Genomic DNA, 12,974 nt, shown 5'->3' on the forward strand with positions numbered 1-12,974 from the left:
AGCTCATAATCCTAGTTGCCATGAGAAAGATATTTATCACTTCATCCAAAATTGCGATTGCACTGTTGTCAGTCGCTTTGCTGCCGGCATTTGTAATGGCAGAAAATCCCAACTCTGTAGTAAACGATTCAGTTTACACAGTGGTGGATAAAGCACCTAAGTTTAACGGCAAACCTTCTCGAATTGACCGTTTTATCAGGGAGAACTTAATATATCCTGATGATGCCTGGATGGAAGGAATTGAAGGAGTAGTCACAGTCTCTTTTGTAGTGACTCGTGAGGGACAACTGATGGATGCTAAAATTGAGTCGGGTGTTGAACCCCTTCTTGATATGGAGGCTCTAAGGGTAGTCGAACTGATGCAGTCATGGACTCCTGCTAAGAAAAATGGTCAATTGGTGCATTCCAGAATGGTGGTACCTGTTTCTTTCTCCCTGACTGAAGATGAAAAGGCATTTGCAGAAACATTGATAAACCACGGTCTTGAGAAAAATCCTCCGCTTTTTGTGCTTGATAATAAGATAGTACGCAGCAGAGTTCACCTGCCTTCATACAATGTGCAGTCAATCAGAGTGCTGAAGGGGGAAGAGGCTGTTAAACGCTTTGGTGAAGAGGGCAAAAACGGGGTTGTTATAATTACTACCAAGAGGGGAACTCCTCCAATCAGGTAACATTATTTTTGGCCGCTAATGCTTGGTCAATAATTAACTTCAGCATTCCAATCCCAGAGGTGACCTACGACGAAAAATTGGTTTATAGGGCATTTGCTTTCAATTTGTAAGTTTGGTCCTTTGTCAACTTCTGAGAAATGGCTTCTGCATAGGCTTTTCATTTCCATGTTGTAATCCCGGGTGCCTCGCTCGAGCGAGGCACCTTTTTTTGAAATATTTAACCTTTTAGGATGTGATTGTCCGATATATAGCTGAAAGATCTGCAAATATAGGCTTTACATTCCACGACGATTTTTAGCTGCTTAAGCATAATAATACATTAATAGACTTTTTTAATATGTGCAAATCCTTATTTTTTGGTTAATTTTGACGCCTGAATCCCGGACAAACTATCCCATGAATGTTTAAATCTCTTGGCGACTCCAATAAATCTCGCTTCTGATTGTTGTAACGGTATAGTTTGCAACACTTTAGTGGTGTCGAACCGGTTTCGTATTAACTAAAACATTTACTGAATAAATGGATTTTATTGAAGGATTGAAAGCGAAGGCTCGTGAAGGCAAGGCAAGGATAGTATTGCCAGAGGGACTGGAGGAGCGTACGCTTAAAGCTGCTGATGTGATTTTAGCTGAAGGTTTTGCTGAAATCATCCTTATAGGTAACCCCGATGATATCAAAAAGTCGGCTACTACATTTGACCTCAGGAATATTGATAAGGCTAAAATTGTTGATCCAGACAACCACGAAAAACTTGAGGCTTATACCCAGTTTCTGTATGAACTGCGTAAGAACAAAGGCCTGACAATGGAACAGGCTGCCAGACTGGTGAGGGATCCTCTGTATCTTGGCCCCCTGATGATCAAGAATGGCGATGCTGATGGTGAGGTTTCCGGTGCTGAAAATGCTACTGGTGACGTACTGCGTCCTGCATTCCAGATTGTAAAGACTCTTCCGGGCATCAGTGTAGTTTCCGGTGCTTTTATTATGATTCTTAAGGATAAGGAATTTGGTGACAACGGCATTATGATATTTGCCGACTGTGCTGTAAATCCTGATCCGGATGCTTTACAACTTGCAGAAATTGCCGTATCTTCTGCTATCACTGCAAAAAGCATAGCAGGTATCGATCCCCGCGTCTCATTGCTGAGCTTTTCTACCAAGGGTAGTGCAAAGCACGCTCTTGTTGACAAGGTTGTTGAGGCAACAGAAAAGGCAAAGGCAATGCGTCCTGATCTGATGATAGATGGTGAATTGCAGGCTGATGCTTCGATAATCGAAGCAATTGGCAAAAAGAAGGCTCCTGGAAGCAAAATCGCAGGTAAAGCCAACGTCCTTGTATTCCCTGATCTTCAATCAGGAAATATTTGCTACAAGCTGGTTCAGCGCCTTGCACATGCTGAGGCTATCGGCCCCATCCTGCAAGGTATGGCAGCACCTATCAACGACCTTTCAAGAGGTTGTTCGGTCAGCGACATCGTCAACCTGGTAGTAATTACTTGCAATCAGGCTTTAGGCTTGAAATAAGCAGAGAGACATAAACAAAACATATATAGATAAATGGCAGAAATAGTAGTTGAACCCATTGAGAAATATGCACTGAGCAATAAGAAGCGCGAGAAGACGCTTTTCTCCAAGATCGGTGTTGTGGGTTGCGGTAAAGAAGGACATAGCATTGCCAGAATAGCATCCTGGCATGGTATGGAGGTTGTCTTTATTGAACTCAGCCTCGAGAAGATCGAAAGTGCAATCCAGGGTATCAGTAAGGAGCTTGATCAGCGTATTGAAAACTGGGGTTTGACAGTTAGTGAAAAGAGAGCAATTATGAGTCGCATCCGCGGGTCCCTTGATTACAAGGATCTGGCAGGTTGCGACTTCGTTATTGAGGCCATCCGTTCGGATGAGAAGACAGGACGTCGCAGCATTGACCAACGCAAAGAGGTTTTCAAGGCTATCGAGGCAGTAGTTGACCGCGATGCAATCATTGCAACCAACGCAACAACCATAGTAATCTCTGAATTGGCTTCCGAACTGGTTTACCGCGACAGATGCGTAAGCCTGCACTTCTTTGTTACATCCTCTGAAGCTAAGATCATTGAGGTTGTAAAGGGACTTTATACTACCGATGACGTATACAACAAGGTATGCACCTTCGTGAAACTGATCAACAGGGATGTAATCCCGGTTGAGGAATCAGCAGGTCTGATCAGTGTGCGCCTCTATGTGACCCTGCTCAATGAGGCATGTCAGGCCCTTATGGAAGGCGTTGCAAAAATGGAGGATATAGACAAGACCATGGTAATAGGTCTCGGTATGAGATTCGGACCTTTCCACATGGCTGATATTATTGGTCTGAACAAAGTCATTAAATGGATGGATAACCTTTTTGAAGAGTTTGGCGATTCTAAGTACAAGGCTGCTCCGATTATCAAGAGAATGGTTAGAGCCAAAAGACTTGGAGTACAGACAGGCGAAGGTTTCTATAGATATGACAGCGAAGGCCGCCGCTTGAGCTGATCAGCCTTCAGAAAGGAACTTATTATCAATACACAGAAGACAGTTTAAAATGAAAATATTAGTAATGAACTGCGGAAGTTCATCCATTAAGTACCAGCTTTTTAACATGGACTCCAACAACTGGAGTGTCATGGCCAAGGGAGGGGTCGAAAAGGTAGGTCTTAAGGGTTCCTTCCTCAAACACGAAAAGGAAAACGGAGAAAAGGTACTGCTCGAAGGTGAAATCATGGACCATGCAACAGGTATCGACTACATACTTGGTGTAATGACCAGCGAACGCCACGGCTGTATCAAAAGCCTTGAAGAGATTGATGCTGTAGGACACCGTGTTGTACACGGAGGTGAGACCTTCAACTCAAGTGTATTCATCACTGATGAGGTGATTACTAAGATGAAGGATTGTATCGAGCTTGCCCCATTGCATAATCCGCCGAACCTCAAGGGTATCTTCGCTATATCGTCATTGCTGCCGCATGTGCCTCAGGTGGGTGTCTTCGACACAGCCTTCCACCAGACCATGCCTAAGCATGCGTATATGTATGCCATACCCAACTCACTGTACAAGAAATATGGTGTGCGTCGCTACGGATTTCACGGAACAAGCCACCGCTATGTTAGTAAAAGGGCTGCCGAAATCCTGAATGAGGACTATGCAAACCTGCGCATTATATCCTGCCACCTTGGTAATGGTGCTTCAATAGCAGCCATCATGGGAGGTAAGTCTATCGATACTTCAATGGGTTTTACCCCGCTTGAAGGTCTGATGATGGGTACCCGCAGCGGTGACCTTGATGTGGGCGCTGTTACCTATATCATGGAAAAGGAAATGATCGGCACCAAGTCGGCCAGTGTATTGTTCAACAAGCACAGTGGTATGTTGGGTGTAACCGGTATCTCTTCTGACATGCGTGAGATTGAGTCCGCCATCGAGAAGGGTGACGAGCTGGCCAAGATCGGTATGGAAATGTACACCTACAGGGTTAAGAAATATATAGGAAGCTACGCTGCTGCAATGGGTGGTGTTGACGTGGTTATCTTTACCGGTGGCGTGGGTGAGAATGGAGACGATACTCGTGCTTCAATCTGCCAAGGACTTGAGTTTATCGGTGTTGAAGTGGATCCTGCAAAGAACAAGAAACTCAGAAGCAAGGAAGCTGTGATCTCTAAGGATGGAGCAAAGGTTAAGGTAATGGTTGTTCCAACCAACGAGGAACTTGTAATCGCTCAGGATACAATGCAAATTGTAGAGGAACTGGTGAGGAAATAGTTTTAATTTTGACTATGAGCAAAAAGGGGTGCTTTGCAGCGCCCCTTTTTATTTTAAACCAAACCCCTTAGTATGATTTCCCTATCACCATACAGGTAGTCGATTGGTGCAATTTCGGGCATTGTATAGGCACCGGGCCTTTGCCTTAGTACTGCACGGGCGCATGATACAAGTATCTGAGCTGTCAGAGCGGGGTTATTGATCTTCATCCTGAATTCAAACAGCTGATTTTGTGTCTTTCCTGAAACACCCTTGTGCTCAATAAGCACACCGTGTCCCATATCCTTCAGTTCATCGACACTGGGTACCAGCATAACATGGGTCTCGTCATGGCAGAAGTATGAGTCGGATTTTATTTCATTTTTTACAGCCTCAAAATTGGCACCTGGTTCGAGTTCAACGTAAACCATCCTGCGGTGAATTCCGGTACCTACTGGAATTGTCATTGAGAGGGCGTCCTTTACACCTTTCTTGCCTTTGGCAACAACAGAGTGTCCCATGCTCATTCCGGGACCGAAGTTAGTGTAGGTAATGCCTTTGGGAGCCATAGCTTTCAGAAGGCATCGAACCACAGAGTCGGAACCAGGATCCCAGCCGGCAGAAATAATAGAAGCCGCCTTATGTTTTTTGCTTAGTTCGTCAAGGTCACTGCGAAGTTTCATCAGCGCATCGCCGTGTATGTCGAAACTGTCAACTGTTGAAATTCCTTTGGAGAGGATCTTTGAGGCCACCTCCGGGATGCTTCTGGAAGGTGAGCAAAGCACGGCTACGTCAACCTTGCCTAATTCGGAAATATCACTCACCACTTTTACATGCTCCAGTTCTGCCGGCATCTCAGCCGCTACTGAGCGACGGACTATTCCCGCCAGTTCCATGTCGGGCGCGGCATTTACCGCATCAATTGAATAGCGACCTATGTTTCCATAGCCAACTACAGCTACTCTGATCTTGTTCATAGATTAGGATGTTTTTGGATTGATTGAGGGACAAATTTAAAAAAGTTTAAATCCCGGTTTGAACATTTGGGGTAAATAATAGCAACATTAACAAGGTAGGGCTCACCAAAAATGCTTATTTTTAAGGTTTGAATTTTCTACAGACCCGGGCGTTCAAGCGCCGTAAGCAGAGTGTATTGAACCAGGGTGTCAGCTTGTTAACAGGGGAAAGTTTATCATGATAGGAGTTTTAGGGATCAGTCATAAGTCTGCACCGGTAAATATCCGTGAAAAACTGGCTTTTGCAGCCGATGAGCTTGATGCGGTAAGTGAAGCCCTCATTGGCACGGGTTTCTTTAAGGAACTTGTGTTTCTTTCGACCTGCAACAGGTCAGAGGTTTACTTCGTGGCCAACGAGATATGCAGTGCAGGTGCTGCCAAAAACATCAAGAGGGTTCTTGCCGAAACAAAGGGAATCGACGGTGACCTGGATCCCTATCTGTTTCAGAAATTCCATACTGATGCGGTAAAACATCTTTTCAGCGTTGTTGCTGGTCTTGACTCCATGATTCTTGGCGAATACCAAATTGTGTCCCAGGTCAAGGGCGCATACAATGATGCCGACGCCCGCGGGGCGGTCGGCAAGGTCTTCCACCGCCTGTTTACAAAAGCCCTCGAATGCTCCAAGCAGGTAAGGGTAGAGACTCCCTTTAACCGTGGTGCACATTCGGTTAGCTATGCCGCCGTCACTAAGTGTGCAGAACTGTTTCCCGACCTTACAGAGCGCAATATCCTGATAATTGGTGCCGGGGATACTGGTGAACTGGTTCTCAGAAACTTTGCAAAGAAGGGGTGTCGAAATATTACAATCAGCAATCGCACGGAGGAGAAGGCAGTCGAACTTGCTCAAAGTTTTGGTGCCAGAGTATTGCCATTCGGCGATATGTTCAATGGAATCCATGATGCGGAGATAATTGTCAGTTCGATAAGCTGCAAGGAACCACTGCTTGATGCTGCCAGAGTCATGCCCGCTATGAACGGGCATGAGAAGGTAGTGATGATAGACCTTGGGGTGCCTCGCAATATTGACGATGATGTGAGCACAATACCTTCAGTAACCCTTTTCAACGTGGACGATCTGGAAGAGGTCGTTGCAATGAACGAAGAACGTAAACAGGAATATATATCAGTTGCTCAGGACATAGTAGACCGCAAGGTTGAGGAGTTCGGTCAGTGGCTCGACGAGCAAAGCCTTTCACCGGCAATAAGCAGTATCAATAAGAGGATAGTTGCTATCCTTGACGATGAACTGACTGCTGTCAAGGGCATGATTAGCGAGGACGAGTACCTTAAGTTGGAGAAGTACAACCGCTTTATAGCCAGAAAACTGAAAAACAAGTTTGTCAAAAGGCTTAAGGAGCTTACCGACAACGGCCGGAAATCCGAGTATGTGAGCATTATTAACCTACTCTTTGACGAAGAAAACGATGAGCAAAATTAAGATCGGAACACGTGGCAGTAAGCTTGCAATGTGGCAGGCTGAAGAGGTGAGGAGAAAGCTATCAGAGGTTCATCCGGAACTTGAAACAGAACTTGTTGTAATCCATACAAAAGGGGATAAGATACTTGATACTGCTCTTTCAAAAATAGGCGATAAGGGCTTGTTTACTCGTGAACTGGAACAGGCGCTACTTGATAGTGAAATAGATATTGCAGTGCATAGTCTGAAGGATATGCCTACCGAACTGCCCGAAGGATTGATGCTTGGAGGGGTGCTGGAACGTGGTGAGGTTCGCGATGCCTTTATCTCACGTGACGGTCGCAGGTTATCAGAGCTTACTGCTAACGACAAAGTAGCCACCTCAAGCCTTCGCCGTAAGGCTCAGCTTCTTGCCTTATTCCCGCACCTAACTGTGGTTGATATCAGGGGCAATGTCGATACCCGTATTCAAAAGATGCAAGACGGTCACTGCGATGGTATTGTTGTGGCAGGAGCCGGAATGGAACGCCTGGGCTTGTCCAATCTGATTACTGAATATCTGGATCCGCAAACTGTACTTCCTGCTGTATCTCAGGGCGCCATAGCAATTGAGATGCGCGAGGATGATGAAGATATATACGAACTGGTTGACTTAATCAACCACTTTGCTACCTGGCAGGCCATAGTAGCCGAAAGGGCCTTCCTGAGAACCATGGAAGGCGGTTGTCAGATCCCGCTTGCCTGCTATACAAGCGTAGTGGAAGGCAGGTTTAGGATGGATGCCATGGTTGCTTCACTGGATGGTACCAAACTTATCAAAGACTCCTTTGAATGTAATCCGGAGGAAGCAAGTGAGGAAGCCATTATGCTTGCACAGAGGATGCTAGAAAATGGAGCAGAAGAAATCCTGAATATTATTCGCGGAAATGAATAAGGAGGACCGGCATAGAGTCCCGGTTGTGATCCGGACTTTTAAAACCGGGCCGGATGGAGATGAGTTTGCTGATATAATACAGCAAGGAGGGATGGCACTCGTCGAGGCTCCCATGACCGAGATACATTTTCGAAACCCAGAGCCTAATGTCAATCCAAAGGAATACAACTGGCTCATCTTTACAAGCCGAAATGGGGTAAAGTCTTGGTTTGCTACACAACAGCAACTCTCCGGACAAAAGATTGCAGTTATAGGCCCTTTGACTGGCGCAGCATTAGCTGATTTTGGAGTTAGTGCCAACTTTACCGGTAGCGGTAAGACAGGCAGGATCTTTGCCATGGAACTGCTGCCTCAGCTAAATGCAGGTGACAGGCTGCTTCTGGCTGTGGGAGACCTGGCCTCCAGGGATGTTGAGGATGTTATTACAAAGGCTTGTGAGGGACAGGTGACAATCAAGAGGGTAGAGGTGTACAGCACATCAAAACCAGCTTCGATAAACCGTGATGCGGTGAGACAAATCATTGACGATAATTATACTCTGGTAGCCGTTGCAAGTCCTTCGGCTGTTCATAATCTGATGGATGAACTGAGTAGTGAGGCTAAGGTGACAAGATCAGCAACAGACCTCCTGCCTTCATCGCAGCTAAGTTATGGCACAGGAAAAGGTTTTGGTGTGCCACGCTTTGCAACAATTGGCAAGGTGACTTCGGCTGCAGTCTGCAGTTATGGCGGTGAACCGGTTATCGAATCTGCGGTCCAGAGCTTTAAAGCTCTGGCGGAATCTATTGTGGACTATATTAAAGGAACTTCAAAATAATAGAGAAATGGCTTTTCCTGTAACAAGACTTCGTCGTTTAAGGCAAAATGAGATATTTCGCGCCATGGTGCGTGAGACTGAAGTGGACTGCGATGACCTGATAATGCCGTATTTCGTATGTCCGGGTACCGGGGTGAAGAACCCGATAAACTCAATGCCGGGAAACTATCAGTGGTCGGTTGACCTGCTGGTGGAAGAGGTAAAGGATCTTGTTGAGAAGGCAGGTATCAACAAGATTTTGCTCTTTGGTATTCCTGAGCATAAGGATGAAACGGGTGAAGTAGCTTGCCATGAGGATGCAATTGTACCACGGGCAATAAGGGCGCTGAGAAAGGAGATCAATAACCTGCTTATTGTTGCGGACGTATGCAACTGCGAATATACTACCCACGGACATTGTGGTACTATAATCGACGGAGATGTAAACAACGACCTAACCCTTAAAACTTTAAGTGAGCAATCTCTTACCCTGGCACGTGCAGGGGCTGATATTATTGCACCGAGCGATATGATGGACGGAAGGGTGGCTGCAATACGGGAAATGCTTGATGAAAACGGATTTTCCAACACCCCAATAATGGCCTATTCGGCCAAATTTGCTTCAGCTTTCTACGGTCCCTTCAGGGATGCAGCCGAGAGTGCGCCTAAGTTTGGCAACCGCAGAACCTATCAGATGGATCCGGCCAATGGCAATGAGGCACTGCGCGAAGTGGAGGAGGACATTGCTGAAGGTGCCGATATGGTAATGGTTAAACCTGCCCTCAGCTACCTGGATGTGATACGCAGGGTAAAAGACAACTATAATATGCCGTTGGTCGCTTATAACGTTAGTGGTGAGTTCTCCATGGTTAAGGCCGCTGCTGCAAACGGATGGATTGACGAAAGTAGAATAATAAACGAGATACTAACTTCAATCAAGAGGGCAGGGGCTGATGTGATAATCACCTACCATGCCAAGGAATTTGGTTTATTGAAAAGAGCAAAGAAATGAACAATATAAGCAGGAGTATAGAAGCTTTCAGCAAGGCTAAGGAACTTATACCGGGTGGAGTTAACTCCCCTGTAAGAGCCTTTAAGAGTGTAGGGGGCAATCCCTTGTTTATTAGTGAGGCAAAAGGCAGCAAGGTATGGGATATTGACGGAAACTGCTACATAGATTTTGTAGCTTCCTGGGGACCTATGATACTTGGACATGCCCGTGAGGAGATAGTTGAAGCTGTCAGGAAAGCAGCTGAAAAGGGTACCAGTTACGGTGCACCTACTCTGTATGAGAATGAGATGGCCGAACTGATAATATCGATGGTCCCGTCAGTTGAAAAGGTGCGTATGGTAAACTCGGGAACTGAGGCTACTATGAGTGCGCTGAGGTTGGCCAGAGCTTATACAGGACGCAGCAAGGTGATTAAATTTACCGGTTGCTTCCACGGCCATGCAGACAGTTTTCTCATCAAAGCCGGTTCAGGAGTATTGACCCTTGGTATACCCGGCAGTCCGGGAGTTACAGAGTCCGTTGCAAAGGACACCCTAACTGCCGAGTATAATGACCTTGAGTCAGTCAGTAAACTCTTTGATGCATACGGTAAGGATATAGCAGCTGTTATCGTGGAACCTATTCCCGGAAATATGGGAGTGATCCTGCCAAAACAGGGCTTTTTGCAAGGACTTAGGGAACTGACAAGCAAGTATGGAGCCTTGCTGATCTTTGATGAGGTGATAAGTGGGTTCCGTGTAGCGCCCGGAGGTGCCCAGGAACTCTATGGCATTATGCCGGACCTTACAACTATGGGTAAGATCATAGGTGGTGGATTGCCGGTAGGGGCCTATGGAGGAAGGAAGGATATAATGGATATGCTTGCTCCTGAAGGGCCAGTTTATCAGGCAGGTACACTTAGCGGAAATCCACTGGCAATGTCAGCCGGCATCGCTGCATTAAAGATTCTTAAGAATGAACCAGGTATCTATAAGGAGCTGGATAGGAAGGCCGCAAGGATGGAAGCCGGACTGAGAGAGAAGCTGGCTGAAACCGGTACAAAGGGAGTAATCAACCGTGTCGGTTCTATGCTTACCTTGTTCTTCACTTCAGCTTCTGAAGTCTGTTCATTTGCTGATGCCATGACTTCTGATACCGACAGATATGCAAGGCATTTCAATAAGGCCTTGCAGGCGGGAGTCTATTTTGCTCCGTCACAGTTTGAGGCTACCTTTATCTCTACAGCTCATACTGACGAGGATATAGATAAGGCTGTAGAGTGCTTTAAAAACTAACTATGAACTCAATATTACTCGATACAATACAAGGGAAGGCTCACAAACGCCCTCCAATGTGGTTTATGCGCCAGGCGGGGCGAGTACTGCCCAATTACAATGCACTAAGGGTTAAGCACAGCTTCAGGGAAATGATGGCAGACAAGTCTCTTGGTGCAAAGGTTACCCTTATGCCTGTGTATGACCTGGGAGTGGATGCTGCAATCCTCTTTTCTGATATCCTTGTAATACCAGTAGCTATGGGTATGGAATTAAATTGGACTGATAAGGGACCTGTATTTCCTGAACCCTTAAGCAGTTTCCCGTCTCCAGTGAGCCGTCTGCAGCCTGATCCTGCTAAACTAGAGTATATTTACGAAGTGATTGATGAGGTTATCAGACTGAGACCTGCTGATATCCCATTGATTGGTTTTTGTGGTGCTCCGCTAACCACCCTTTGCTATATGCTTCAGGGGATTAGCAGCAATGGTAATTTTCCTGATGCAGTGAAGTTTTTATACAGATACAAGGCAGAGGCGCAGAAGCTGATTGATGCAGTTACAGAGTTGTCTGTCCACTATGCCCGCAAGCAGATAGAACATGGAATAGAGATCTTTCAACTGTTTGAGACCCATGCAGGACTGCTTCCCGTTGAGATGTACATGGAACTGTTTATGCCTGCAGTTCAGAGGATTGCAAATGCCGTCAGAGCTGAAGGAATACCCTTTATTTTCTTTCCCAAGGGATTTGGTACCGGATTGCAATATATCACTCCCGAGTTGTGTGATATGGTAAGCATAGACTGGCAGATGCCTTTGGTACATGCAAGGAAGATGGTCCACCCCGAGGTGGGCCTGCAAGGCAATATAGATCCAAGGTTACTCTATGCAGATCAAGAGCTTATTGCCGATGAACTGGAGAATCTAAAAACTTTCTTTGCTGAGAATCCAAGGTGGATACTCAATCTTGGCCACGGTTTCCTTCCAGATACTCCTTATGAGAATGCCAAATACATGACTGATTGGGTGAAAAACACAGACTGGTCAAAGTAATTGCTATATTTGCGCTATGCTTAAGGTAGTCAAAGATATGGCCTTTCAGATGCTGTTGCTGTATCTCCTCACTATGGGGATATACGGGCATGCAAGTATGTCTGTGCATTACCCAGTAGTGCATGATAAGAATACTGAAAGCAGGTTTGTTGCACCAAGCTTAAGTCCATCGCTATATGTAGGCAATCTGCAGCAGAAGGATGCTGACCTTAAGAATGTCAGACCCATCTCAATCAAGCTTGTACAGAAAGCATTCTCAGTGCATTCTGCAGATGCTGATGAGATTGTAGTTAACAAAGTCTCAAATTATATAGGGAGATACTCGCTAATCCTTATAACTCCAAGAATATCGGATATTTTATATCCCTTTCACTACCATCTTTGATTCTTTCCTGTTTCCATGGCAGTAATGTCAATTGACAACACATACAGGTAAAGTAGCGACGGTCGACCTAAAGTCGTCCCTCTCATACTTATATGGTCTGATTATGATGCGGCCATATTATAAGCTTGTGTCCGAATATTTTACAAAACTTAAAAACAGGATAGAATGAACAGTATTATATTTATTATAGTTATTGTAGCCCTTTTTATTGTACCCTTCTTTGTTTTTGGAGGTGGAGCTAAAGGAAAGATTAAGAAAGCACTTACGGCTAGCTTAATAGAACTAGCTCAGAAGAACAGTTGCACGATTTCGCAGACCGAGTTTTGGAACCATAATATTATGGGACTTAGCAAGGATGGCAACAAGCTCTTATTTGCTACAAGTAGTGAAAACCTCAAGAAGGAAACAGTAGTAGACCTGAACACTGTGAAGCTAAGCAGAGTCAATATTACATCCCGCTCAGGTGAAGGAAAAGCTAGCAATCTTAGGGTGATAGAGAAAATCACTTTGGTGCTTGAACCAAACAACGGTAATTCTCCTACTATCGAGTTGCGTATTTACGATTCTGAAGTTGACGGTATAGTGTTGGGCAACGAGTTGCAGATTGCAGAGAAGTGGGCTGTTATGACAAATGAACAGATAGCAGCAAGCAACAGATAGTCCGACATAGTGGGA

General features: G+C 45.4%; 13 protein-coding genes. 12 read left to right on the top strand and 1 reads right to left on the bottom strand.

Features of this window, described 5'->3' with window-relative positions:
• The first annotated feature begins 20 nt into the window (after nucleotides 1–20).
• The 4 genes from M9189_RS04915 to M9189_RS04930 all read left to right on the top strand — a co-directional run bounded on the left by M9189_RS04915 (nucleotide 21) and on the right by M9189_RS04930 (nucleotide 4,452).
• Nucleotides 21–671: an energy transducer TonB gene (locus M9189_RS04915; RefSeq protein ID WP_250725060.1), complete on the top strand. Its 651-nt coding sequence runs from the start codon at nucleotides 21–23 to the stop codon at nucleotides 669–671.
• 519 nt (nucleotides 672–1,190) lie between these two features.
• On the top strand, nucleotides 1,191–2,195 hold the full coding sequence (pta, locus tag M9189_RS04920) for a phosphate acetyltransferase (RefSeq protein WP_250725061.1): 1,005 nt from the start codon (nucleotides 1,191–1,193) through the stop codon (nucleotides 2,193–2,195).
• Nucleotides 2,196–2,228: 33 nt separating this feature from the next.
• A complete protein-coding gene (locus M9189_RS04925; protein ID WP_250725062.1) occupies nucleotides 2,229–3,185 on the top strand; it encodes a 3-hydroxyacyl-CoA dehydrogenase family protein in 957 nt (318 codons plus the stop codon).
• Nucleotides 3,186–3,234: 49 nt separating this feature from the next.
• Nucleotides 3,235–4,452, top strand: coding sequence for an acetate kinase (locus M9189_RS04930; RefSeq protein WP_250725063.1), 1,218 nt, complete (start codon nucleotides 3,235–3,237; stop codon nucleotides 4,450–4,452).
• Nucleotides 4,453–4,505: 53 nt separating this feature from the next.
• Here M9189_RS04930 and M9189_RS04935 read toward each other — a convergent pair whose 3' ends face one another.
• The gene (locus tag M9189_RS04935; protein WP_250725064.1) at nucleotides 4,506–5,408 is read right to left on the bottom strand and encodes a diaminopimelate dehydrogenase; all 903 of its coding nucleotides are present in this window, start codon (nucleotides 5,406–5,408) and stop codon (nucleotides 4,506–4,508) included.
• Nucleotides 5,409–5,625: 217 nt separating this feature from the next.
• Between M9189_RS04935 and hemA the strand changes: the two genes are divergently transcribed.
• The 8 genes from hemA (at nucleotide 5,626) to M9189_RS04975 (ending at nucleotide 12,959) form a co-directional block, all read left to right on the top strand.
• The gene (gene hemA, locus M9189_RS04940; RefSeq protein WP_250725065.1) at nucleotides 5,626–6,888 is read left to right on the top strand and encodes a glutamyl-tRNA reductase; all 1,263 of its coding nucleotides are present in this window, start codon (nucleotides 5,626–5,628) and stop codon (nucleotides 6,886–6,888) included.
• The gene (gene hemC / locus M9189_RS04945; RefSeq protein WP_250725066.1) at nucleotides 6,875–7,801 is read left to right on the top strand and encodes a hydroxymethylbilane synthase; all 927 of its coding nucleotides are present in this window, start codon (nucleotides 6,875–6,877) and stop codon (nucleotides 7,799–7,801) included. Before hemA ends, hemC begins: the two co-directional genes overlap by 14 nt.
• Nucleotides 7,794–8,618, top strand: coding sequence for a uroporphyrinogen-III synthase (locus M9189_RS04950; RefSeq protein ID WP_250725067.1), 825 nt, complete (start codon nucleotides 7,794–7,796; stop codon nucleotides 8,616–8,618). Before hemC ends, M9189_RS04950 begins: the two co-directional genes overlap by 8 nt.
• Before the next feature lie 7 nt (nucleotides 8,619–8,625).
• Complete coding sequence (hemB, locus tag M9189_RS04955; RefSeq protein WP_250725068.1) at nucleotides 8,626–9,609, top strand: porphobilinogen synthase; 984 nt, start codon at nucleotides 8,626–8,628, stop codon at nucleotides 9,607–9,609.
• Nucleotides 9,606–10,883, top strand: a complete 1,278-nt coding sequence (hemL, locus tag M9189_RS04960; RefSeq protein WP_250725069.1) for a glutamate-1-semialdehyde 2,1-aminomutase — start codon at nucleotides 9,606–9,608, stop codon at nucleotides 10,881–10,883. The genes hemB and hemL overlap by 4 nt, the downstream gene beginning before the upstream one ends.
• A 2-nt stretch (nucleotides 10,884–10,885) precedes the next feature.
• Nucleotides 10,886–11,914, top strand: a complete 1,029-nt coding sequence (hemE, locus tag M9189_RS04965) for a uroporphyrinogen decarboxylase (RefSeq protein WP_250725070.1) — start codon at nucleotides 10,886–10,888, stop codon at nucleotides 11,912–11,914.
• Nucleotides 11,915–11,930: 16 nt separating this feature from the next.
• Entirely contained in the window at nucleotides 11,931–12,299 is a 369-nt protein-coding gene (locus M9189_RS04970; RefSeq protein WP_250725071.1) for a hypothetical protein, read from the top strand.
• 165 nt (nucleotides 12,300–12,464) lie between these two features.
• The gene (locus tag M9189_RS04975) at nucleotides 12,465–12,959 is read left to right on the top strand and encodes a hypothetical protein (RefSeq protein WP_250725072.1); all 495 of its coding nucleotides are present in this window, start codon (nucleotides 12,465–12,467) and stop codon (nucleotides 12,957–12,959) included.
• Nucleotides 12,960–12,974 lie beyond the last annotated feature (15 nt).

The organism is Xiashengella succiniciproducens, assembly GCF_023674465.1.
GTDB classification, from domain to species: domain Bacteria; phylum Bacteroidota; class Bacteroidia; order Bacteroidales; family Marinilabiliaceae; genus Geofilum; species Geofilum succiniciproducens.

Coding starts and splice junctions, on each gene's coding strand:
- M9189_RS04975 (WP_250725072.1), top strand. CDS start 12,465: ATGAACAGTATTATATTTATTATAGTTATTGTAGCCCTTTTTATTGTA.
- hemA (WP_250725065.1), top strand. CDS start 5,626: ATGATAGGAGTTTTAGGGATCAGTCATAAGTCTGCACCGGTAAATATC.
- hemB (WP_250725068.1), top strand. CDS start 8,626: ATGGCTTTTCCTGTAACAAGACTTCGTCGTTTAAGGCAAAATGAGATA.
- M9189_RS04970 (WP_250725071.1), top strand. CDS start 11,931: ATGCTTAAGGTAGTCAAAGATATGGCCTTTCAGATGCTGTTGCTGTAT.
- hemE (WP_250725070.1), top strand. CDS start 10,886: ATGAACTCAATATTACTCGATACAATACAAGGGAAGGCTCACAAACGC.
- pta (WP_250725061.1), top strand. CDS start 1,191: ATGGATTTTATTGAAGGATTGAAAGCGAAGGCTCGTGAAGGCAAGGCA.
- hemC (WP_250725066.1), top strand. CDS start 6,875: ATGAGCAAAATTAAGATCGGAACACGTGGCAGTAAGCTTGCAATGTGG.
- M9189_RS04935 (WP_250725064.1), bottom strand. CDS start 5,408: ATGAACAAGATCAGAGTAGCTGTAGTTGGCTATGGAAACATAGGTCGC.
- hemL (WP_250725069.1), top strand. CDS start 9,606: ATGAACAATATAAGCAGGAGTATAGAAGCTTTCAGCAAGGCTAAGGAA.
- M9189_RS04950 (WP_250725067.1), top strand. CDS start 7,794: ATGAATAAGGAGGACCGGCATAGAGTCCCGGTTGTGATCCGGACTTTT.
- M9189_RS04915 (WP_250725060.1), top strand. CDS start 21: ATGAGAAAGATATTTATCACTTCATCCAAAATTGCGATTGCACTGTTG.
- M9189_RS04925 (WP_250725062.1), top strand. CDS start 2,229: ATGGCAGAAATAGTAGTTGAACCCATTGAGAAATATGCACTGAGCAAT.
- M9189_RS04930 (WP_250725063.1), top strand. CDS start 3,235: ATGAAAATATTAGTAATGAACTGCGGAAGTTCATCCATTAAGTACCAG.